Annotated in this window: 16 protein-coding genes; 5 read left to right on the plus strand and 11 right to left on the minus strand. The window is 74.6% G+C overall.

Annotated elements, in window-relative coordinates; all coding sequences use genetic code 11:
- Positions 1-20: 20 nt before the first annotated feature.
- From ACZ6S5_RS28620 to xylA, 3 genes are all read right to left on the minus strand, one after another.
- Positions 21-3,383 (minus strand): LamG-like jellyroll fold domain-containing protein, encoded by a 3,363-nt coding sequence (locus ACZ6S5_RS28620; protein ID WP_466005322.1) that lies wholly within the window; start codon positions 3,381-3,383, stop codon positions 21-23.
- A 167-nt stretch (positions 3,384-3,550) separates the two neighbouring features.
- The gene (gene xylB / locus ACZ6S5_RS28625; RefSeq protein ID WP_466005323.1) at positions 3,551-4,999 is read right to left on the minus strand and encodes a xylulokinase; all 1,449 of its coding nucleotides are present in this window, start codon (positions 4,997-4,999) and stop codon (positions 3,551-3,553) included.
- 13 nt (positions 5,000-5,012) lie between these two features.
- A complete protein-coding gene (gene xylA / locus ACZ6S5_RS28630; RefSeq protein ID WP_466005324.1) occupies positions 5,013-6,200 on the minus strand; it encodes a xylose isomerase in 1,188 nt (395 codons plus the stop codon).
- A gap of 59 nt (positions 6,201-6,259) precedes the next feature.
- On the opposite strand from xylA, the gene ACZ6S5_RS28635 reads away from it, so the two are divergent.
- Positions 6,260-7,516 (plus strand): ROK family transcriptional regulator, encoded by a 1,257-nt coding sequence (locus ACZ6S5_RS28635; RefSeq protein WP_466005325.1) that lies wholly within the window; start codon positions 6,260-6,262, stop codon positions 7,514-7,516.
- 130 nt (positions 7,517-7,646) lie between these two features.
- On the plus strand, positions 7,647-9,314 hold the full coding sequence (locus tag ACZ6S5_RS28640; RefSeq protein ID WP_466005326.1) for a PP2C family protein-serine/threonine phosphatase: 1,668 nt from the start codon (positions 7,647-7,649) through the stop codon (positions 9,312-9,314).
- 31 nt (positions 9,315-9,345) lie between these two features.
- Here the strand turns inward: ACZ6S5_RS28640 and ACZ6S5_RS28645 are convergent, their stop codons facing one another.
- On the minus strand, positions 9,346-9,885 hold the full coding sequence (locus ACZ6S5_RS28645) for a MarR family winged helix-turn-helix transcriptional regulator (protein ID WP_466005327.1): 540 nt from the start codon (positions 9,883-9,885) through the stop codon (positions 9,346-9,348).
- Between the two features lie 95 nt (positions 9,886-9,980).
- Between ACZ6S5_RS28645 and ACZ6S5_RS28650 the strand changes: the two genes are divergently transcribed.
- Positions 9,981-11,111 carry a PP2C family protein-serine/threonine phosphatase gene (locus ACZ6S5_RS28650; protein ID WP_466005328.1) on the plus strand — a complete coding sequence of 377 codons (1,131 nt, stop codon included), beginning with the start codon at positions 9,981-9,983 and terminating at the stop codon, positions 11,109-11,111.
- A gap of 12 nt (positions 11,112-11,123) precedes the next feature.
- On the opposite strand, the gene ACZ6S5_RS28655 is transcribed toward ACZ6S5_RS28650, so the two are convergent.
- The 7 genes from ACZ6S5_RS28655 to ACZ6S5_RS28685 form a co-directional block, all read right to left on the minus strand.
- A complete protein-coding gene (locus tag ACZ6S5_RS28655; RefSeq protein WP_466005329.1) occupies positions 11,124-12,608 on the minus strand; it encodes a sugar transferase in 1,485 nt (494 codons plus the stop codon).
- A 213-nt stretch (positions 12,609-12,821) separates the two neighbouring features.
- The gene (locus tag ACZ6S5_RS28660) at positions 12,822-14,573 is read right to left on the minus strand and encodes a substrate-binding domain-containing protein (RefSeq protein ID WP_466005330.1); all 1,752 of its coding nucleotides are present in this window, start codon (positions 14,571-14,573) and stop codon (positions 12,822-12,824) included.
- A 178-nt stretch (positions 14,574-14,751) separates the two neighbouring features.
- The gene (locus ACZ6S5_RS28665) at positions 14,752-15,789 is read right to left on the minus strand and encodes a lactonase family protein (protein WP_466005331.1); all 1,038 of its coding nucleotides are present in this window, start codon (positions 15,787-15,789) and stop codon (positions 14,752-14,754) included.
- A 121-nt stretch (positions 15,790-15,910) separates the two neighbouring features.
- The gene (locus tag ACZ6S5_RS28670) at positions 15,911-16,513 is read right to left on the minus strand and encodes a GTP-binding protein (RefSeq protein ID WP_466005332.1); all 603 of its coding nucleotides are present in this window, start codon (positions 16,511-16,513) and stop codon (positions 15,911-15,913) included.
- Positions 16,494-16,883 (minus strand): DUF742 domain-containing protein, encoded by a 390-nt coding sequence (locus tag ACZ6S5_RS28675; protein ID WP_466005333.1) that lies wholly within the window; start codon positions 16,881-16,883, stop codon positions 16,494-16,496. The genes ACZ6S5_RS28670 and ACZ6S5_RS28675 overlap by 20 nt, the downstream gene beginning before the upstream one ends.
- Positions 16,873-17,295: a roadblock/LC7 domain-containing protein gene (locus ACZ6S5_RS28680; protein ID WP_466005334.1), complete on the minus strand. Its 423-nt coding sequence runs from the start codon at positions 17,293-17,295 to the stop codon at positions 16,873-16,875. The genes ACZ6S5_RS28675 and ACZ6S5_RS28680 overlap by 11 nt, the downstream gene beginning before the upstream one ends.
- A complete protein-coding gene (locus ACZ6S5_RS28685) occupies positions 17,295-19,616 on the minus strand; it encodes a sensor histidine kinase (RefSeq protein WP_466005335.1) in 2,322 nt (773 codons plus the stop codon). Before ACZ6S5_RS28685 ends, ACZ6S5_RS28680 begins: the two co-directional genes overlap by 1 nt.
- A gap of 487 nt (positions 19,617-20,103) precedes the next feature.
- Between ACZ6S5_RS28685 and ACZ6S5_RS28690 the strand changes: the two genes are divergently transcribed.
- The gene (locus tag ACZ6S5_RS28690) at positions 20,104-20,709 is read left to right on the plus strand and encodes a hypothetical protein (RefSeq protein ID WP_466005336.1); all 606 of its coding nucleotides are present in this window, start codon (positions 20,104-20,106) and stop codon (positions 20,707-20,709) included.
- Between the two features lie 14 nt (positions 20,710-20,723).
- Complete coding sequence (locus tag ACZ6S5_RS28695; RefSeq protein ID WP_466005337.1) at positions 20,724-21,734, plus strand: hypothetical protein; 1,011 nt, start codon at positions 20,724-20,726, stop codon at positions 21,732-21,734.
- Positions 21,735-21,861 lie beyond the last annotated feature (127 nt).

Consider the following 21,861-nt stretch of genomic DNA (forward strand, 5'->3'; position numbering starts at 1 on the left):
CGTTCGTGCGGCCGGCCGGCTCACGCGGCCTGCGTGGTGTACAGGTCCCAGATGGCCTGGTCGCTCAGCGGTCCCGCGTACGTCCGGGCGTCGTCCACCGCACCGGTGAGGTACTGGTAGAACGTCACGCCGGCCCGTCCCCGGCCGATCCCCACCGGGCCACCGGCCTGCCACGTGCCCGCCAGGTACGTCTCGGCGACGAACTGGCCGTCGACGTAGAGCCGCAGCGCGTGCGCCTGCGCGTCGTAGACCCCGGCGAGGAACGTCCAGGTGCCGGCGACCGGGGTGTCGAACGGGTCGACCGCCTCGCGGACCTCGGCCGAGGCGGAGTCGCCCACCGGGGCCCGGACCGACCAGCGGTACGACCCGGCCGTGGCGTCCCAGGACCAGCCGAGGTTGACGCCGCCGACGCTGCCGCCGTCCTGGCTGAGCGCGATCCCGTTCCTGGTCAGCGCGTCCGGCCGGACCCACGCGGTCACCGTGTAGCTGCCGTCGGTGCGAATTGCCGGGGCGGTGGTGCTGAGCACGCCGTCGGCGAGCTGGACGGCGTTCCCACTGACCCCGGCGATCCGGGTCACGCCGGTGGCGGACCAGGTGGCCGGGTGCCCACCGACGGAGTCCGCGGCGGTCGTGCCGGTGGTCTCGTCCAGCTTCCACCGCCCGACCAGGCGGGGCACCTGCTGGATCTCACCCGGCAGCAGCACCCGGTCGTAGAACCGCTCGCCGTCGAGGTCCCCCGGCCAGTAGTCGGTGAAGTTGCCCTTCCACTTCGACCGGCCCAGCTGCACCGATCCGCTGCTGTTCCACGGCGTGGTGTAGCTGGCCGTACCCTCCAGCGCGCCGTCGACGTAGAGCCGCAGCTGCTGGGCGGGCGCGTCGTACACCCCGATCAGGTGGTACCACTCGCCGGCGACCGGCTTGGTGGTCGAGACCGCCTGAACGGTGGTGGCGGTGTCGCTGTCCGCGCTCATCCGCTTGAACTCCCAGTGCTGGTAGGTCGCGGAGTAGTAGAGGAGGAACGCCGCAGCCCGGTTGCCGGGCTGGGAGATCGCCGCGGCGTTCTTGGTGGTCTGGCTCAACCGGACCCAGGCGCTGACCGAGAAGGACCGGGTGGTGTCCGGGGCCAGGTCGGTCGTGCTGGCGTACCCGGTGGAACCGTCCAGGTTCAGCGCGCCGCCGGTGACCCCCTCGGTCCAGGACGCGCCGCCGGCCAGGGTCGCGTCGTGGCCGCCCGAGACGTCCGCCGCGACGGTGCCGTCCCCGGTGTAGTCCAGCGGCCAGTCGGCGACCGGCCCGGAGGGCTCGGTGGCATAGAAGACCACGGTGGCGACCTCGGACCGGTTCCCCGCCTTGTCCACGGCCCGCACGTGCATCCAGTTGACGAACCGGTCCGGTACGACGGTGACGTCGACGGGGGTGGTGGACCCGGACGGGGTGGCCTTCTTGCTCAGCGCGGTGACGTCCCCGTTGACCGTGTACTCGTAGTACGACACGTCGATGCCCCCGTTGGGGCCGAGGGTGACCGTCAGCCCGGTCCCCATCACCGCGGTGGACTCGCCGTTGTCCGGGAAGCCGCTGGAGGTGACGGTCGGGATCGGTGGGCGGCTGGTGTCCACCTGGAACTCGCAGAACGCGCTCCACGCGCTGGCGTCGGTGCCGTCCTCGGCGCGTACCCGCCACTTGGCGATCGAGCCGCTGCTGAACGCGCCGCTGGGCACCGTGACGGCCACCACCGTGGGGGTCTTGCCGGCCACCGACGCCGACGTCCAGCTGCCGACCGGCGCCGTGCCGCCCGCGTTCCACCACTCGAAGTGGGCCTTGACCGCGTTGTCCGCGTCGCTGACCGTGGCCCGCAGGGTCGGGGTCGGGGTGCCCAGCACCAGCCGGCCCGAGCCGGTGGTGCAGAGCGTCGAGTTGTCCGTGGTCAGATTGGTCGGCGCGTTCGGGACCGTGTTGTAGTCGATGGTGAAGGTCGGGTTGTTCCGGAACTTCTTCCACGACAGGGTGTCCTTGTTGGATTCCGCCGTCGACGACGCCCGCAGGCCCTCGGTGATGCTGCTCCAACTGTTCGCGGCCGCCTTCTGCACGTGCGCGGTGACGTTGAACTCCACGCCACCGGCCGGGCAGCTCGACGAGTACCCCTTCGCCACGCTCTTGGCGTCCAGTTTGGTGAGCCAGCTCGGCTGGTTGCTCCAGGTCGTCGAGGACGAGATCCCGCTCGTCTCCCACACCTGCACCTCGCGCGTGGTGCACGACCGCGACCACGTCTCGTACGTCTGCAGCGTCGCCTTCAGGACGTGCTTGCCCTTCACCCCGGAGGTGTCGATCCGGAACAGCGAACGGGTCAGCTTGTTGTCCGTCGCGTCGTAGCCGACCCGGGCCGAGTCCTCGGACGTGCCGAGGTTGGCGCCGTTGTAGAAGGACGTGTTCGGGTAGTTGCTCCACACCTGGGTCCAGGCCAGCCGGGCACCCGACCAGGACGGGTCCAGGTAGACCGGATAGCGGGTGCTCGCGGCGGTCAGCAGGTCGCGGTCCGGCACCAGGGTCAGCGCGTCGGCGGTGAGCGCCACCCCCATCGACCGGACCCGGCCGCCGGGCACCTCGGCGGCGCTCGGGCGGGCCTGTCCCGGCTCCGCCGCGGCCACCTCCCCGGACGAGTCCCACATGTACGCCGCCGGCGCCCGGAACACCGCCCGCCCCGCCACGTCGACGGCCGCCAGGCTGCCCCCGTCCGCGCTGCGCACCGACAGGCCGGAGGTGGTCACCGGAAGCCGCAGCCGGTGCAGGGCCGGGTTCGCGGCCGCCCGGGCGGACCGGACGACCAGCAGCTGGGAGAAGCCCTCGACGTTCGCCCGCAGCAGCAGGTCCACGCCGGGCAACACCTCGCGGTAGGTGGCGGCGTTCCCGGCGAGCACGGGTACCGGCAGCCGCCCCGGCCAGGCCAGCGCGAGTTCCGTCCCGTCGCGGCGCAGCCGTACCAGCGGCCCGTCGCCACCGCCGGAGAAGGCCACGTCCAACGTCGTCGCGGCGGGCGAAACCATGCCGTCCGCGCGGGCACGCAGCGTGGTGTCGACCGGCACCCAGTCCGCGCCGCGCCGCACCCGCTCCGGCACGACGGACTGCCGCATCGTGAAGGTGCCGTTCGGATTGGCGAAGACCTGGATGTTCTCGGTGCGCAGCGCGGTCGCCTCGACCCGCTGGTGGGTGGCGAGCGCGGCGGCGCGGGCCGCCTCCTCGCCGAGGGCGGGTGGCCCGGGCGGGGCGGCCGGCGCGGCGGCGGCCACGGGTGCGGTGAGCAGGCCACCCAGGACGGCGAGCGTCGTGGCCAGGACCGTACGGCGCTGGCGGCGGATCACAAAGGCTAACGGGTTCCCGGCAGACATGGCGGTCCCTCCCAGGCTTCACAAGGTTCCTGGAGGGTCACGCATCGGCCTATCGCCGGACTACTCGCCGGCTATCGCCGGGACATCACATCTGCCGGATCCAATCAGGACGGCCACCGAGCGAGCACCGCCGGCGGTCGGGGAAGACCGCCGGCGGTGCCGCTGGCTCAGCCCGCTTGCCGCTCGACGACCAGGTCGCGTGCCCGGGCGTAGCGCGCCCGGATGGCCGGGACGGGCTGCCCCGCGTACTCCTCGGTGTCGGCGACCGTCCACGACGGCGGCTCCGCACCGCCCAGGACGACCCAGGCGGCCTGACGCGCCGCGCCGTCCGCGACGTACTCGCCGGGCGGTGGGACGATCACCGGGCGGCCGAAGACCTGCGGCGCGATCCGGCGGACGGCCGCCGAGCGGGCCCCGCCGCCGACCAGGATGATCCGCTCGGCCCGCGCGCCCTGCGTGACCAGCGCGTCGAGGCCGTCGGCGAGGGCGCAGAGCATCCCCTCGACGGCGGCCCGGGCCAGGTGGACCGGGGTCGAGGTGCCCAGGGTGAGCCCGTGCAGGGCACCGGTCGCGGTGGGCCGGTCGGGGGTCCGCTCCCCCTCCAGGTACGGCACCATGACCAGCCCGTCGGCGCCGGGCGGGGCGGCCAGCGCCAGCTCGCTCAGCCCGTCGAGGTCGACCCCGAGCAGGGTCGCGGCGGCGTCCAGCACCCGGGCCGCGTTGAGCGTGCAGACCAGCGGCAGGAACCGCCCGGTGGCGTCGGCGAAGCCGGCCACCGCGCCGGTCGGGTCGGCGGCCGGCCGGTCGGCGACCGCGAAGACCGTGCCGGAGGTGCCGATCGAGACCACCACGTCGCCCGGGCCGGCCCCGACGCCGAGCGCCGCGGCGGCGTTGTCCCCGGTGCCGGGGCCGAGCAGCACGGGCCCGGCAGCGACGCCGGGCCCCGGCAGCACCGTCGGGTCGAGCTGCCCGGCCGCCTCCGCCGGGCCGAGCACGACCGGCACCCGGACCCGCCGCCCGAGGGCCCGCTCCAGCAGGTCCAGCCGGTACTCGCCGGTCCGGGGCGACCAGTAGCCGGTGCCGCTGGCGTCGCCCCGGTCGGTGCGCAGCGCGTCCAGGCCGGGGGCCCCGGCGAGCCGCCAGGTGAGCCAGTCGTGCGGCAGGCAGACCGCAGCCACCCGCTCGGCGTTCGCCGGCTCGTGCCGGGCCAGCCAGCGCAGCTTGGTGGCGGTGAAGCTGGCCACCGGCACGGCGCCCGTCGCGTCGGCCCAGAACCGGCGGCCGGCCTCGCCGTCCCCGGCGTCGGCGATCAGGTCACGCGCGGCGTCCGCGGAGCGGGTGTCGTTCCACAGCAGCGCGGGCCGGACAACCTCTCCCGCCGGGTCCAGGCAGACCATGCCGTGCTGCTGGCCGGCGACCGAGACGGCGGCCACGTCGGCCAGCCCGCCGGCCGCCGCGACGGCCGCCCGCAGCGCCTCCCACCAGGCGGTCGGGTCGACCTCGGTGCCGTCCGGGTGCGGCGCGCGGCCCTCGCGGACCAGCGCGCCGGTCTCCGCGTCCCGGACGACCACCTTGCAGGACTGGGTGGACGAGTCGATGCCCGCGACGAGCGGCATGTCGGAGCCCGCCTCAGCGCGCGCCGAGCAGGTGCTCGACGGCGAGCTGGTTGAGCCGGACGAAGCCGAAGCCCTTCGCCCCGGCCGCCGCCGGGTCGAACTCCTCGAAGGCGGTCCGGTCGGCGAGCAGCTCGGCGTAGCCCTCGCCGGGGTTCAGCGTCGGCGTGGCCAGGTCGGTGACCTTGCTGGCGGCGAGCGCCTCGGCCACCTCGGGGTCCGCCCGGAACGCCGCGGCCCGCTCCTTGAGCAGGAGGTAGGTGCGCATGTTCGCCTCCGCCGAGGCCCACACGCCGGTCATGTCCTCGGTGCGGGAGGGCTTGTAGTCGAAGTGCCGCGGCCCGTCGTACGCCGGGCCGCCGTTCGGGCCGCCGTTCTCCAGCAGGTCGACCAGGGCGAACGCGTTGAGCAGGTCGCCGTGGCCGAAGACCAGGTCCTGGTCGTACTTGATGCCGCGCTGCCCGTTGAGGTCGATGTGGAACAGCTTGCCCTGCCAGAGTGCCTGCGCGATGCCGTGCGCGAAGTTCAGCCCGGCCATCTGCTCGTGCCCGACCTCCGGGTTCAGGCCGACCAGCTCGGGGTGGGCCAGGGCGGAGATGAAGCCCAGCGCGTGCCCGACGGTGGGGAGCAGGATGTCGCCGCGGGGCTCGTTCGGCTTCGGCTCGAGGGCGAAGCGCAGGTCGTAGCCGCGGTCGATGACGTACTGGCAGAGCAGGTCGACCGCCTCCCGGTAGCGGTCCAGCGCCGAGCGGACGTCCTTGGCCAGGTCGTACTCGGCGCCCTCCCGGCCGCCCCACATCACGAAGGTACGGGCACCCAGCTCGGCCGCCAGGTCGACGTTGCGCAGCACCTTGCGCAGCGCGTACCGGCGGACGTCCCGGTCGTTGCTGGTGAAGCCGCCGTCCTTGAAGACCGGGTGGGTGAAGAGGTTGGTGGTGACCATCGGCACGACCAGGCCGGTCTCGTCGAGGGCCTTGCGGAACCGGGCGATGTGCTGGTCGCGGGTGGCGGCGTCGGAGCCGAAGGGGACCAGGTCGTCGTCGTGGAAGGTGATCCCGTACGCGCCGAGCTCGGCGAGCCGGTGCACCGCCTCCACCGGGTCCAGCTCAGGCCGGGTGGCGTCGCCGAACGGGTCACGGGCCGTCCAGCCCACCGTCCAGAGACCGAAGGAGAACTTGTCGGCAGGGGTGGGACGGGGTGCCATGGCAGACCTCCGGGTGATGGTGGTGGTGTCGTCCGCAATTTGTTCAGTGGTTGAATTAAATGGCGGCGATGTGGCAGTGTCAAGCGGTGACCAGCACCAGCACCGGGGCGGTCCGGCAGGGCAGCCTCCGCGAGCTCAACCTCGCGGTGGTGCTCCGGCGGATCGCCGCCGCCGACCGACCGCCCTCCCGGGCCGACCTCGCCGCCGCGACCGGGCTGACCCGGGCCACCGTCTCCGCCGTCGTCGACGACCTGATCGCCGGCCGGCTGGTGGCCGAGGCGGAGCCCGCGCCGCGTACCGGCGCCGGGCGGCCGGCCCGCGGCCTGGTGCTGGCGGCCGACGGCCCGGCCGGGCTCGGGCTGGAGGTCAACGTCGACTACCTGGCCGCCTGCGTGGTCGACCTGACCGGCGCGGTCCGCCACCACCTGGTACGCCGGGCCGACCTGCGCCCGGTCTCCCCCGCCGACACCCTGGACCGGCTCGCCGCGCTCGCCGCCGAGGCCCGCGCCGCGGCCGTACGCGAGGGCCTGACCCTGGCCGGCGCGGCGCTCGCGGTGCCCGGCCTGGTCTCCGACGGCGGCCTGGTGCGGCTGGCGCCGAACCTCGGCTGGCGGGACGTGGACGTGCCCCGGCTGCTCGGCGGGCACCCACTCGCCGAGCCGGTGGACGGGATCCCGCCGTTGGTGGTGGACAACGAGGCCAACCTGGCCGCGCTCGGCGAGCTGCACGCCGGCCCACCCGGGTCGGCCAGTTTCCTGCACGTCTCCGGGGAGATCGGCATCGGTGCCGGGATCGTCCTCGACGGGGTGCTCTACCGGGGCGCCCGCGGCTGGAGCGGCGAGCTGGGTCACATCCCGGTCGACCCGCACGGCCGGCCGTGCCGCTGCGGCGGGCAGGGCTGCCTGGAGCGGTACGCGGGCCAGGAGGCCATCCTGGCCGCGGCCGGACTGGCCGGCGCCGACCTGCCCGCGGACACCGCCGCGTCCCGGCTGGCCGACCTCGCCGGGGCCGGCGACCCGGCCACCCTCACCGCCCTGGCCGACGCCGGCACCGCCCTCGGGGTCGCCGTGGCGGGCGTGGTGAACCTGCTGGATCTGGACACCGTGGTACTCGGCGGCGGATACGCCCCGCTCGCCCGGTGGCTCTCCCCGCCGGTGGTCGCCGAGCTCTCCCGGCGGGTGCTCACCGCCGCCTGGTCCCCGGTCACGGTCCGTCCGGCGGCGCTCGGGGCGCGGTCCGCGGCGGTCGGCGGAGCCGCCTCGGTGATCCGCCGGATCGTGGACCGGCCGGTCGGCTGGCTGGCCCGGACCGGCTGACCCGGCGTTCCTCGATGGGCGATCGCCTGCCCCGCTCGGTACGCTTGCCCGAAGGCAACGGACCCGCGACCGAGGAGACCACCGAGACCATGCGCGCAGGCCGACCGACCGGGGCACCCGGCGACCGGCGGTGACGACGACCCGACGGGGCGGACTCGCCGGACCGGTCAGCGGCGGTGGCCAGACCTCCCGACCCCGGGCACGGCGGGCCACCGGCACCGGCCTGCCGGCCGACTCGCGCCTCGCCCGTGAGCTCCTGGACGGACTCGCGGAGGCGGTCGTGACCACCGACCACGCCGGGGTGGTGACACTGGTCAACGCGATGGCCGCCGAACTCCTCCCGGAACTCTTCCCCGGCACCGACCTGGCCCGCTGCCCGGTGCCCGCGCTGGCCCGAGCGGTCGACGGGGGTGCCGACATCTTCGACGCCGAGCACCACGGCCGGCGGCTGCGCGGCGTGCGGCGGGGCCTGGCCGGCGGCCGCTGCGCCTGGTACGTGCGGGACGTCACCGAGGAGCAGGCGCGCACCGACGCCCTGCTGGCCGAGCGCTCCCGGACCGCGTTCCTGGCCCAGGCCGGCAGCCGGCTCGGACTCTCCCTGCACCGGGACCAGTCGCTGCGGGCCGCCGTCACGCTGCCGGTGCCCTACCTGGCCGACGTCGCGATGGTCGTGCACCGTTCGGCGCCGCCGGCCGAGGACCTGCCGCACTGGATCCGGTACGCCGAGGGCGACCCGGGCCCGGCCACCGGCACCGGGGGCTGGGGCCTGGTGCAGTCCGTCCCCGGGCTGATCGAGGCGCTCGAAGGGGACGTGACCGGGCCGAGCCCGTGGCTGGACGCGGAACTGGCCGAGCTGACCGACGTGCTGCCCGAGGACTTCGGCCGGCCGGGCACCGTGCTGATCAGCCCGATGCTCAGCGCCGGCGGGCCGGCCGGCGCGCTGGTGCTGGTCCGCCGGGCCGACCGGGCCGGCTTCGACCAGCGCGAGATCGAACTGGCCCGGGAGTTCGCCGCCCGGGCGGGCGCGGCGCTGGCCGCCGCCGAGCTGTACGGCGAGCAGGCCCACCTGGCCCGCGTCCTGCAGAACAGCCTGCTTCCGCCGGACCTGCCCGCGATCGACGGGATGACGCTCGCCGGCGGCTACCGCGCGGCCGGGGACAGCCTGCGGATCGGCGGTGACTTCTACGACGTCTTCCCGACCGGGCCGGGCGCGCTCTTCGCCCTCGGCGACGTCTGCGGCAAGGGCGTCGGGGCGGCCGTGCTGACCGGCCGGGTACGCCAGTCGCTGCAGACCCTGCGCCTGGTCGAGCAGCGCCCGCTGGAGCTGACGAAGCTGCTGAACCGGGCACTCCTCGACGCGCCGGACGCGGCCCGGCGGGCCCAGTTCACCACCCTGCTGCTGGGCACGCTGATCCGCGAGCCGGACGGCGGGCTGCTGGCCCGGATCGCCGGTGGCGGCCACCCCGCACCGCTGGTCGTCCGCGCGGACGGCACCATCGAGTCGGTCAAGGTGGGCGGCATGCCGGTCGGGGCGCTGGCCGCCGCCCGCTTCGTCGAGGCCGAGGTACGGCTGGGCCCAGGTGACCTGCTGGTCGCGTACACCGACGGGGTGACCGAGGCGCGGGGCGGCCCGACCGGGTTGGGGATGTTCGGCGAGGCGCGGCTGCGCCAGGCGCTCGCCTCCGGGACCGGCCTGCCGCCAGCCGCGCTGGTGGACCGGCTGCTCCAACTGGTCGACGAGTGGCTGGACGGGCAGGTGCACGACGACATCGCCATGCTCGCCGTGGCCCCGGCGTGACCGGATCGCCGGAGATCGGGCGGGACTGAGCTCAGGCCGTACGGGCGGCCGGCGGCTCCTCGGTCGTCGCCGCGGCCTCCGGGAGGCCAGCGAGCCGCTCGCCGGACGGCCGGAGCGGCGTCCAGTCCTCCGGGATCCCGGCCTCCGCGGCGGCGGCCTCGCCCCGACGTGCCACCTCGTCGAACTCGCGCATCCCGCGCAGCAGCGCCGCCCGCCCCTCCGGGCTCATCCCGCCCAGGATCCGGTCCAGCCGGTAGTGCCGGTCGGCCCGCAGCTCGGTCAGGAGCCGGATCGCCGCCGGGGTGAGGTGCAGGGAGATCTCCCGCCGGTCGTACCGGCCCGGCTCCCGCTCCAGCATCCCGGCCGCCACCAGCCGGTCGCAGAGCCGGCTCGCCGAGGAGAGCAGCATGTCGGTCAGCGTGGCGAGCCGGCGGAGGTTGATCCCGTCGTACTGCTCGACGACCATGACCGCGCGTAACTGGGCGCCCGAGAGTCGGCTCGTGGTCCGCTCCCGGGCCGCCTCCCAGACAGCCAGCAGGGTGCCCGCCGCGTCGTCCAGGGCGGCGGCCATACTCGGTTCAGGTCCGTGCGGACCGACTTCTTCGGCCATGGTGCGCCCGAGACTACCCGGCGTACCGGGCCGACGACCTGTGCAAAGGAGCAAAGATGAGTGGACCGGAGGATCGGGCCCGCCGGACCCTCACCGAGGCACCGTCGGATCTGCTGCTCGACCGGCTCGGTGCCGAGCTGGAGCGGTCCTACGGAATCACCCGCACCGAGCTCTACCAGGTCGACTACCGGCTGTCCGTGCTGCTGCCGCTGGGCGACGGCGAGCCGATCACCGGTCCGGGCCATCCCGCCTGGCGCTGTTTCGACCACCAGGAGCCGATCGTCGCGGAGGGCACCGGCTGGTTCCCGGTCGGCATGCGCGGGGAGCGGCGGGGGGTGCTCCGGGTGTCGCCGGTGCCGGCTGATCCGGAGGTCGTCCGGGCGCTGGACACGATCTCCACGGTGCTCGGCCACGAGCTGTCCGCCGTGATGGCCAGCACCGACATCTACCTGACCGCGCGGCGCGTACGCCGGCTGACGCTGGCCGCCGAGATGCAGTGGGAGCTGCTGCCCGGCCGCAGCCGGATCCGCCCGTCGTTCAGCCTGGCCGGCCAGTTGGAGCCGGCGTACGCGGTGCGCGGCGACGGCTTCGACTGGTCCGACGACGGTCACCGGCTCTGGCTGTCGGTGATCAACGGCTCGGGCGAGGGGGTGGCCGCGTCCATGCTCACCTCGCTGGCCACCCACGCGCTGCGCAACGCCCGCCGCGCCGAGCTGGGACTGGCCGATCAGGCCGCCCTGGCCGACCAGGCGATCTACGCGCTGCACCGGGGCGGGCAGCACCTCTCGGCGCTGCTGCTGGAGCTGGACCTGGCGTCCGGCACGCTGACCGTGGTCGACGCCGGCTCGCCCCGCCTGGTGCGGTTGCGCGACGGCGAGGTCAGCGAGCAGGTCCTGGAGAAGCAGTTCCCGCTCGGCATGTTCGAGGGCACGGACTACCGGGAGCAGCAGTTCCAGCTGCGGCGCGGGGACCGGCTCTTCGTGGTCAGCGACGGGGTCATCGACGCGACCGCCGAGCGGATCCGGTACGGCGAGACCGCGCTGGACCGGTTCCTGCGGCGTACCGGGCCGATGGAGCCGCTGGACGCGGTCCGCTCGCTGATCGGCGACCTGCGCGCCTTCGTCGCCGGGGACCTGGTCGACGACGCGGTGGTGGTCTGCCTGGACTGGATGGGCCCGCAGGCCTGAGCCGGCGGCGGCTCAGTACGCGCCGCGGCCCCGGATCACCGCGCCGAAGGTCTTCCAGAGGATGGTCAGGTCCGCGGCGAGGGACCAGTTCTCCACGTAGTAGAGGTCGAGCCGGATGCCGTCCTCCCAGCTCAGGTCGGACCGCCCGCTGACCTGCCAGAGGCCGGTGATGCCCGGCTTGACCAGGAGGCGGCGGGCGACGTCGCCGTCGTACCGGGCCACCTCGGTGGGCAGTGGCGGGCGCGGGCCGACCAGGCTCATCTGGCCGAGCAGCACGTTGGCCAGCTGGGGCAGCTCATCGAGGGACCACTTGCGCAGCAGCCGGCCGACCCGGGTGACCCGCGGGTCGTCGCGCATCTTGAACATGAGGCCGTCGGTCTCGTTGCGCCCGGCCAGGTCGGCCAGCAGGTCGTCGGCGTTGACCACCATGGTGCGGAACTTGAGGACGCCGAACTCCCGGCCGCCCTGGCCGACCCGGACCTGGCGGAACAGCACCGGACCCCGGCTGTCGAGCTTGATGGCCAGCGCGATCGTCACCAGGATCGGCAGCAGCAGAAGCAGCGCCACCAGCGACATCGACCGGTCGACCAGTCCCTTGACCAGCTTCCGGCCGCCCCGGAACTCGGGCGCCTCGACGTGGATCAGCGGCAGCCCGGCGACCGGGCGGGTGTGGATCCGCGGCCCGGCGACGTCGGTCAGCGCGGGGGCCACCACGAGGTCGACTCCGGTGCCCTCCAGCTGCCAGCCCAGCCGCCGCAGCCGGGTCGCGGTGAGTTCGCCGGAGGCGGTGACCGCCACGGTGTCCGCGCCGATGGCGGTGGCCGCCTCCGGGATGCCCCGGAACGAGCCGACCACCGGGACGTTACCCAACCGCTGCGGCACCGGCGCGAGCAGCGCGTCCGGGATGCAGGCGCCGACCACCTGGTAGCCGGCGTACGGCTCGCGGTGCAGGGTGTGCACCAGCTCCAGCACGTGCGCGGTGTCGCCCACCACCAGCACCTTGCGGGACCAGCCGGCGCCCCGGTACCGCGCCCGGTGCAGCCGCTTGCGGGCGGCGAACCGGGCCACCTCCAGGCCGATGGTGCCGGCCGCGAAGGAGATGGCCAGGAAGCCGCGGGAGACTCCGAGGTCGGCGATGTACCCGACGATGGCGATGCCCCCGGCCAGCCGCAGGCTGGCCGAGCTGACCCGCCGGTACTCGTCGGCGCCGTAGCCGAGCACCCGGTCGTCGTAGCAGCGCATGGCCCGCAGCGAGACCAGCCAGACCAGCAGCAGGGCGGGCGCGACCACCGCGTACGGGATCTCCGAGCCGATCGCTTCCCGCTCGCCGAAGCGGCCGACATACCCGACGAGGATCGCCACCGCCAGCACGGCGGTGTCCAGCACCGCGAGCACCCGGACGTACGCCCGCTCCGCGGCCCGCGTCGCCGGACCGGCGGGGTGGTCTCCGGGACCTGCCGCCGCCCGGGCGGGGGTCAACAGCGTCGCGGACGTCACCGGCCCTCCCCCCGTCACACAGGACAGCCCCGCACCGCGCTGGCCCGCTGGCGAGCCGGCGACTCGGAGCACCCGGACATCTTGCCTCGGTAATTATCGACGCCGATTGCTTCGGACGTATTGCCGTCACTTTTCTGGCACTCGGGCGGCCGGGAAAGTGTTCCGCCGTACCGGATTGCCCGATACGGCGGAACTCTTACGCTGACTGTCGACTCAACGAGGGGCCGGCGGCCGCAGGGCGATCGCCTGGAGGAAGATCTCGCCGATCTTGGTCGGGTCGATGGTGACGAAGGTCCGTCCGCCGGTGACCGCGGTGATCGGGTCGAGTTCCGCCTTGCTGACGTCGTTCCCGATGCCGATGATGATCACCTGCACCGGCTGCTCCGGGTCGCGGAGCTTCTTGAGCTGGTCGATCAGTTGCTTCTGGGAGATGCCGTTGTCGTCGTCGTTCTTGCCGTCGGTGAAGAGCACGATCGAGTTGACCTTGCCGGGCTCCCAGTCCTCCTGGACCGTCTTGTACGCGGCCAGGAGGGTGTCGAAGAGGCCGGTGTTGCCGCGCGACGGCTTGATCGAGGCCAGCCCCTGCTGCAACGGCCGCCGGTTGCTGGACAGCGGCCTGATCGGCACGATCTGGTGGTAGTCCTGCGTGCCCTGGAGGTTGGTGGAGAAGGTCCACAGCCCGATCGACCAGGAGTCGTCGAAGAGCGACAGGCCCTGGCTGGCGGCGGCCACGGTGACCTGCTCCCGGCTGGCGCCCTTGGCCGTGGCCACGCCCGCCTTCATCGAGCCGGAGACGTCGATGACGCAGAGCATGCGACCCGACTGGGTGGCCACCGACCAGAAGCTGGTGGCCTGCTGGATGGTGCTCGGGTCCAGGCCGGCGGTGGCACCCTCACCGGCGGGGGCGGCGGGGGTGTTGCCCGCCGGGCTCGGCGCGCCCTGCGGCGCCTTGAACCCCTGCCCCCAGTTGCCGTCCGGGGCGCGCAGCGCCTGGGCGGCCAGCCGGTTCTTGAAACCCGGGGCGGTCAGCACCTCGAAGAGCACCTTCGCGGCCGAGGCCTTGGCCGGCTCGATGCCGGGCAGCACCGCGAACGGGTAGTCCAGCGGCATCGGCGACGGGTCGAGATAGAGCGCGGCGAGCGGGACCGGCGGCTTGGTGTTGTTGTAGGCGATCACGTCCTCCTCGGACAGCGCCGCCGCGCCCAGCCCGTTGGCGATGGCCGTCGGGTCGGACGAGCGCGGGAAGCGCGCGAGGAGGTCCTGCCGCAGCGAGGAGCGGTTGGTCGCCAACGCCCGGAGCGCGCCGACCCTGGCCTCCTGCGCCTTCGCGGAGTCCGGCGGGTTGCCGGTGGCGGTCGCGGCGGCGGTGAGCGAGAGCAGCCCGGACAGGGCGGCCGCGTCCTGGGTCGGCTCCACGATGCCGGCCCGCAGCGGCTTGTCGCTGGTCACCTGCCGCAGCAGGTCGTTCCAGGTGAGCTTCTTGTCCGGCCAGCCGAACCGGGTCGCCACCGGCTCGGGCACCGCGACCACCACCGGGCTGCGCGCGATCGAGGCCCCGTTGGCCGGGGCGAAGGCGGTGGCCCCGCCGGACTTGAGGCGCAGCAGCCAGCTGGACGAATCCGGCACCCAGACGTCCGGCGTCACCACGGTGCCGCTGGCCTGCCCGACGCCGGCGAGGGTGGCACCGTGCTTGCTCGCCACCGCGGCGGCCACGTCGACCGACTCGGAGGCGGTGACGTTCACCGCGATACAGGTGCCGCCGACCGCCGCCCCGTCGGAGACCCACTGGTCGGCCGCCCCCTTGACGGCCGGGGCGACCTCCGGGGTCGCGGCGACGGAGAGCTGGATCTTCCCGGCACAGGAGGGGCCCGCCAGCTGCTGGTAACCGAACCAGGAGCCGGCTATGACGAGAACGAGCGCGAGGGCCGCCGCGGCGGCACCTGCCCCACGGAGGCTTGAACGCATGCGATGGCGGCCAGACACGGTGACCATCTTGCGTATCTCGTGGGGGTACTGCCACGTCCGTTCGGACGAAAGTTACGCAGGAGAAACAGTTGATCGCCAAATAGTCACCCTGGGTGACTGATCAGTCATCGGACGTGGTCGTCCTCCACAGAAGACAGCGCTCGGGCACCGTGATCCGTTACGGCCGGACGCACGTCGGGCTCGCCGCCGGCACCGGCTCCCCCACCGGCTCGGGCACCCCGGTGCCGGGATCCACCCGGAAGATTCTGATCATGTCGGCCCGCTCGTCGGCCACGTACAGGTGGCCACCCGTGAGGGCGAAGTGCCGGGGCCACTCCCCGCCGGTGTCGACCTCGGCCACCAGCTCAGGCCGCTCGCCCGCCACCGCGAAGACGGCCACCGTGCCCACCCCGCGATTGCCCACGTAGAGGAACCGTCCGTCCGGCCCGAGGGCGACCTCGGAGGGCTGCACGTGCCCCGCCCGCTCGCTGGCGTCCACCCGGACCCGCTGGTGCAGCGCGCCGTCCGGGGTCAGCTCGTAGCCGGTGACCGTCCCGTCCAGCTCGCCGACCAGCCAGCACCGCCGCCCGTCGGGGTGCCGGGCGAGATGCCGGGGGCCGGTGCCGGCCGGGGTACGCAGCCGCGGCGCCCGGGGCACCAGCCGACCCGTGGCGGCGTCCAGGTCGTACCGGTAGACCGAGTCGGTGCCCAGGTCGACGGCGAGCAGCGGACCGCCGCCCGGGTCCGGCGAGACCATGTGGCAGTGGGCCTTCTCCTGCCGCTGCGGGTCGGCGCCGTGCCCCTCGTGCCGGACCAGGTCGCTGCGCTTCCCCGGCACGCCCGCGGCATCCAGCGGGAAGACGGCCACGCTGCCGCCGCCGTAGTTCGCCACGACCAGGTGCCGCCCGTCCGGGACCACCGCAAGGTGGCACGGCTCGGCCCCGCCGGTCTCCCCGACACCGAGCAGCCCCAGGCCGCCGTCCGGGTCGGCCCGGAACGCGCTGACCCGCCCCTCGGCGCCCTCGTTGACCGCGTACAGCACGGGCAGCGCGGGGTGCCGGACCAGGAACGACGGCGACGGGGTGACCGCCGCCGTGCCGAGCGGGGTGAGCGCCCCGGTACGCGGGTCGCGCCGGGCGGCGACGATACCCTCGGCCCGCCCGCCCATCTCCGCCGTGTACCCGCCGATGTGGACGATCGTGTCCTGCCCGGTCACCGGTCCCACCTTCCGCCGCCGCCCATGGTCCAGATCCAACCAGAGGCTTCCCCGGGAGCCGGCCGGTTAGCCGTCTTTTCCCGGACCGGTTTCGCCGGTCCGCCCCCTGGCGGGCCGGGCCTCAGCCCACCGGCACCGGCTCGCCGCGCTGCCGGGCGACGTGCTCCACCAGCGAGATCAGCACCAGCTTCCCGGACTGCCGGTCCCGGGCGTCGCAGAGCACCAGCGGCACCTCCGGGTCCAGGTCCAGCGCGTCGCGGACCGCCTCCAAGCCGAACCGCCGGGCCCCGTCGAAGCAGTTGACCCCCACCACGAAGGGGATGCCGCGCTGCTCGAAGTAGTCGATCGAGGGGAAGCAGTCGGCCAGCCGGCGGGTGTCCGCCAGCACCACCGCGCCGAGGGCGCCGAAGGCCAACTCGTCCCAGAGGAACCAGAACCGGTCCTGGCCGGGGGTGCCGAAGAGATAGACCTGGAGGTCGTCGTTGATGGTGATCCGGCCGAAGTCCATCGCCACCGTGGTGGTCGACTTCTCCTCCACCCCGGAGACGTCGTCGGTGCCGATCCCGGCACCCGTCAGCACCTCCTCGGTCTGCAACGGCCGGACCTCGCTCAACGCGCTCACCAGCGTCGTCTTGCCGGCCCCGAACCCGCCGGCGATGAGGATCTTCAGGGCCAGCGGGACGCGCGGGGCGGTCACCTGCCGGTCAAAGCGCACGGAGTCCATTGACCACCGCCTTGAGGATGTTGTCGTCGGGCAGATACGCGGCGGTCGGCGGCTGGTGCACCGCGACGAGCCCACGGGCGACGAGGTCGCCGAGCAGCACGCGGACCACGCCCACGGCGAGGTCCAGGTCGGCGGCGAGATCGGCCACCGCGACCGGACGCCGGGCCAGCTCGACCAGGCGCCGGTGCTCCGGCTGGAAGCCCGGCTGGCCGGTCGCGTCGGTCGCCGGCCTGGCCAGCACGAACGCCACCAGGTCGAAACCCTCCACCGGCGGGCGCACCCGGCCCCCGGTGAGGGTGTACGGCCGGACGACCGGCCCGGCCGCCCCGTCCAGCCACTCGTGCTGCGGTCCCGGCGACTCAGCCCGCATCGTCGGCCCCCGGCACCGTCCGGGCCGGGGCGCTGAGGTTCTCACCGACCCGGATCACGAGCATCGCCATCTCGTACGCCACCAGGCCGATGTCGGCGTCGGCGTCGCTCACCACCGCCAGGCAGGCCCCCTGCCCGGCAGCTGTCACGAACAGGTACGCGGACTCCATCTCCACCACGGTCTGCCGGACCGCGCCGCCGTTCACGTGGCGGGTGGTCCCCTTCGCCAGGCTGGAGAAGCCGGAGGCCAGGGCGCAGAGGTGCTCCGCGTCGTCCTGGTCGAGTTCGGCGGAGGCGCCGAGCAGCAGCCCGTCCGCCGACAGCACCACCGCCTGGCGAGCGGCCGGCACCCGCTCCACCAGGTCGTCGAGCAACCAGTCGAGATCGGCGTTCTGCCGCGTCGTGTGCACCACTAGGCGTCCCTCTCAGTCGCGGTCGGAGGTTCCGGAGCCGGCGCCGGCTCCGTCGGGGAGGACGTCGCGGCCCGGTCGCGGGCCGGGGCGGCGGGGTCGACGGCGGCGCGGGCACCGTCCCGGCGGCCGCGCGCGGTGCCGGCCTGGAGGGCGGACATGGCCCGGCGTGCCTCCTCCGGCGTACGGGGTGCGGGGGTGTCCGCGACGACCGGCCGGGGGCGGTTGGCCGGCCCGCGCCGCCGCACCCGACGCGGCAGGCCGTCCCCGTCGGCGGGGTCCTCCACGGCGGAGGTACGGCCCGAAGGCAGCGGCACCACCGCCGACTCGGGACGCTCCCGGCTCGGCCGGGCGGCACGCGACCGGGGCACCGTGCTCAGCCGGGTCACCTTGGCCATCCGGCGGTCGCCGGACGCCGCCCCCGGGCCGGTCGGCGCCAGTGCCGGTTCCTCGGTGACCAGGTCGGCCGGGACGAGCACCACGGCGGTGGACCCGGCCGGCCCGGCCGTCCGCAGCTCGACCCGGACGCCGTGCCGGGCAGCGAGCCGGGCGACCACGAAGTGACCCAGCCGGGCGCTGTCCGCCGGGTCGAACTCCGGCGCCCGGGACAGCTTGCGGTTGGCCTCCGCGAGAGCCGGCGGCGACATGCCCAGCCCACGGTCGGTGATCTCGACGGCGTACCCGCCGGGCACGGTCCGCCCGGTGACGTCCACCCGGCTGCCCGGCGGGGAGAAGGCTGCGGCGTTCTCGATCAGCTCGGCGAGCAGGTGGATGACGTCGCCGACGGCCCGGCCGAGCACCCCGGCCGGCTGCACCTCGCCCACGTCCACCCGGTCGTACGACTCCACCTCGGAGATCGCGCCGCGGATCACGTCGACGGCGGCGACCGGGTTGCGCCAGCCCCGGCCGGGGGCGGCGCCGGCGAGGATGACCAGGTCCTCGGCGTGCCGCCGGAGCCGGGTGGCCAGGTGGTCGACCTGGAACAGCCCGGCCAGCTCGTCCGGGTCCTCGGTCTGCCGCTCCAGCCGGTCCAGCAGGGCCAGTTGCCGGTGCACCAGGCCCTGACTGCGTCGGGCGATGTTGAGGAAGACCTCGTTGAGCCCGCGGCGGAGGGTGACCTCGTCGACGGCGGACTGGAGGGCGGTCCGGCGTACCTCGTTGAAGGCCCGCCCTACCTCGCCGATCTCGTCACCGGCGTGGTCCAGCTCGGGCGCCTCCCGGGTGACGTCCACCTCCTCGCCACGCCGCAGCCGGGCGACCACGTCCGGCAGCCGGTGCTCGGCCATCTCCAGCGCGGCGGTGCGGACCCCGGTGAGCCGGCGGGCGAGCGAGCGGCCGACCCGCAGCGCGATCAGCACGCAGATCACGATGGCGAGCATGCCGAGCAACCCGGCGGCGGCGAGCCGGACCAGGATGCCCACCGCCATCGGCACCGACCGCTCGGTCAGCCCGTCGGCGCCGCGCAGCTCGAAGTCGCGCAGCCCCTGCCAGGCCCCGGACTGGCTGGTCTCCCAACCCCGTACGTCCAGCCCCGTCGGCAGTCCGGGGCTGCGGATCAGGGCGTCCTGGAGGGCGCGCAGCCGGACGAAGTCCGCGCCCTCGGTGAGCCGCTGGTACGCGGCGCGTTCCGCCGCAGGCAGGTCGGCGACCGCGGTCTCGGCCAGGAACCGCTGGTTCTCGATGGTCCGGACGAGCTGCTCGTGCTCTCCCTCGGCGTACCGACCGGCGGTGATCGCACCGGCCAGCAGGGCGTCGGCCTGGCCGAGCAGCTCCCGGGACCGGCCCAGCGCGGTGAGCGCCAGCGCCTCCCGGTTGAGCTGGGTGTCGGGCATCGCGGCCATCGCGGAGAACGCCTGGAAGGCCGAGTTGATCATTCCACTGTAGAGGCCGATCGCCCCGGCGCGGTCCACCTTGCGGGCGTCGATGAAGCCTCGGCCCGCGGGCAGCGCGTCGAGTGCGGAGACCAGTTGGTCGAGGCGGGCGTCGAGCAGGTCGTCGGCGGCGTCGCGCAGGTCTTCCCCGTTGACCCGGCGCCGCAGCTCGCCGACCGCCCGGTCGGTCCGGGTCCGCTGCTCCACAAGGGCCGGGAGGGTGCTGTCCCCGGCGAGCTGGACGACCGACAGCCGGCGCTCCCGTTGCAACTCGGCGACCACCGTCTCACCGGGACGGCCCAGGTCGTAGAGGTAGGTGCGCGCGGCCAGCAGATCGAGGGCGGGCCCGAAGGTGAGCGTGGTGGCGAAGATCCAGAGCGCCAGCAGCGCGGTCACCGGGCCGATGACCAGCGCGGTCAGCTTGGCGCGGATCGGCCAGTCACGGGTGTTCATCAGACCTCGCCCGGAAGGTGTCGCAGGGGTGGCGCCGACACCGGGCCGGAAGCTGACCGGCCACGGACGCCGGGCCCCGGCTCGGGCGCCTTGGGCAGGATACGTAATCACCGGCCGATGCACTACCGGCCGTCTCGCCGGGCACTACCGTCCGGGATGTTCCGCTGTGGACGTCGTTCGACGGGGGCACCCGTCGGAACCGGCGGGCGGACCCGCCCGCCCCGGGTGGGATCGGACGGTGACCGGGAGGCCCCGCCCCTCGCGTACCGGCGGCCGTGGTCCTCGTCGCGCGCCCGCTTCAGCAGCTCTGAGCGCCGGGCGTCGCCCGAATCCGCTCTTTGGAACGAGTCAGGTTCCGGTGCCGAGGGCCGCTGGTGGAGCCCGGCGCGCCGTCCGGAGATTTCCGCGCGGAATCGCCGAGGAAAGTCCCCCGGATCGGGATTGGCGATCACGGCACAGAGGGAATACAGGCGGCGAAGGAGGAGCCATGTCGCCCACGCAGGTAGTCGTCTTAGTCATCGTCGTTCTCATCGTCGCGGCGCTGGCCGCGGTCGCCGTCGTGGCCAGCCGCCGGCGGGCCCTCAGGCAGCGCTTCGGCCCCGAGTACGACCGGGCCCTCGCCGAGCAGGACAGCCGGGGCGCAGCCGAGCGGGAGCTGCGCGAACGGGAGCGCCGCCACGCCGAACTGGAACTCACCCCGCTCAGCCCGGAGTCCCGGGCGAAGTACGCCGCGGCCTGGGAGGAACTCCAGGTCCGCTTCGTCGACTCCCCGGCCGAGACCGTGGGCGAGGCCGACGAGCTGGTCAGCCGACTGATCGCCGAGCGCGGGTACCCGACCGGCGAATTCTCCGAGCAGGCCGCCCACCTCTCCGTCGAGCACGCCCGCACCCTGGGCCACTACCGGGACGCGCACGAGATCCGGCTGCGCAACGAGCGCGGCGAGGCCGGCACGGAGGACCTCCGGCAGGCGCTCGTGCACTACCGGGCCCTCTTCGCCGACCTGCTCGGCGCGGACCCGGTCGGCGCCCAGCCGCCGGAGCAGCGCCACCCCGACCCCGAGCCCGAGCCCGAGCCCGACGCCACGAGCCGCTGAGGAGGCCCGCCGCCATGCGCCAGGAAGAGCAGCAGATCACCCAGGACCACCCCGACGCCGTCCGGTCCGAGCCGGTGCCGGTCCCTCCGCCCGGTGACGTCGCCGAGGCCGACGGGGACCGGCGTGACCGGGGCGACCGGGCCGACGTACCCGAGGACGCGCTGGACGACCGGGGCACCTTCGACGACCCGGCGGTGGTCGACGAGCGCGACGACCGCCGCGCCGACATCACGGACGAACGGGACGCGGAGCTGGACGAGACCCGGGCGTACGACGCACGGGACATCCGGGACGCGGAGGCCGCCGACGCCGACGGGGACGGCCGGGCCGAGTACCACGACCCCGCTCCGCTGCCGACGGCGTTCGGGGCGACCACGGTCGGCGACGCGGTGGCCGCGTCCGCGATGGCCAGCGGGCGGCCGCAGGACGAGCGCGACCCGCGCGGCGAGGAGACCGCCGTGCCGGGCGACGGCGCCCCGGGGCGGACCGACGCGTTCGACGACGAGCGGGCCGACCCGACGGCCGGCGACCGGCTGCACGACCCGGACCGCTGGGCGGCGGAGCACTCCGACGCGGCGCGCGACGACGCACCGGAGGCCGGTGCCACCGGGTACGGCAGCGCGGAGCCGGCGATGGTCGATCCGGACGCCAGCACCGCCGCGGCCGGCGCGGGTGTGGCCGGGGCGGCCGCGGGCGCGGGCGTGGCCGACGCGGCGGCCCCGGCGGCCCGGCCCACCCCGGGCGCGGTTCCGGCGGACGCCGCCACGCTCTTCGCCCCGGAGGCCGCGCAGGGCTTCCGGGACCGCTGGCGGGACGTGCAGCTGCGCTTCGTGGACGACCCGAAGGCCGCGGTCGGCGAGGCGCAGGCGCTGGTCGACGAGGCCATGGAGGCCCTCGCCGCCGCGTTGCGGGACCAGAAGAGCAAGCTGGGCGGCTGGCAGGAGTCCGGCTCTGCCGACACCGAGCAGCTCCGGGTGGCCGTGCGCGGCTACCGCGACTTCCTGGACCGCGTGCTGGGTCGCTGACCGGAGCATCCACCACCAGGCCCCGGCCGGATGTCCGGCCGGGGCCTCGCCCTGTGCGACGCATCGCACTCCATGCATGAAATTTCCGGATCTGGGTACCTGCGGGCGCAGCGTCGCACGGAGGGAG

This window comes from Micromonospora sp. NPDC051924 (assembly GCF_055586005.1).

Excerpts from the sequence above, each read along its gene's own strand:
- ACZ6S5_RS28620 (WP_466005322.1), bottom strand. The coding sequence starts at position 3,383 with ATGTCTGCCGGGAACCCGTTAGCCTTTGTGATCCGCCGCCAGCGCCGT.
- xylB (WP_466005323.1), bottom strand. The coding sequence starts at position 4,999 with ATGCCGCTCGTCGCGGGCATCGACTCGTCCACCCAGTCCTGCAAGGTG.
- xylA (WP_466005324.1), bottom strand. The coding sequence starts at position 6,200 with ATGGCACCCCGTCCCACCCCTGCCGACAAGTTCTCCTTCGGTCTCTGG.
- ACZ6S5_RS28635 (WP_466005325.1), top strand. The coding sequence starts at position 6,260 with ATGGCGGCGATGTGGCAGTGTCAAGCGGTGACCAGCACCAGCACCGGG.
- ACZ6S5_RS28645 (WP_466005327.1), bottom strand. The coding sequence starts at position 9,885 with ATGGCCGCCGCCCTGGACGACGCGGCGGGCACCCTGCTGGCTGTCTGG.
- ACZ6S5_RS28650 (WP_466005328.1), top strand. The coding sequence starts at position 9,981 with ATGAGTGGACCGGAGGATCGGGCCCGCCGGACCCTCACCGAGGCACCG.
- ACZ6S5_RS28660 (WP_466005330.1), bottom strand. The coding sequence starts at position 14,573 with ATGCGTTCAAGCCTCCGTGGGGCAGGTGCCGCCGCGGCGGCCCTCGCG.
- ACZ6S5_RS28670 (WP_466005332.1), bottom strand. The coding sequence starts at position 16,513 with ATGGACTCCGTGCGCTTTGACCGGCAGGTGACCGCCCCGCGCGTCCCG.
- ACZ6S5_RS28675 (WP_466005333.1), bottom strand. The coding sequence starts at position 16,883 with ATGCGGGCTGAGTCGCCGGGACCGCAGCACGAGTGGCTGGACGGGGCG.
- ACZ6S5_RS28685 (WP_466005335.1), bottom strand. The coding sequence starts at position 19,616 with ATGAACACCCGTGACTGGCCGATCCGCGCCAAGCTGACCGCGCTGGTC.
- ACZ6S5_RS28690 (WP_466005336.1), top strand. The coding sequence starts at position 20,104 with ATGTCGCCCACGCAGGTAGTCGTCTTAGTCATCGTCGTTCTCATCGTC.
- ACZ6S5_RS28695 (WP_466005337.1), top strand. The coding sequence starts at position 20,724 with ATGCGCCAGGAAGAGCAGCAGATCACCCAGGACCACCCCGACGCCGTC.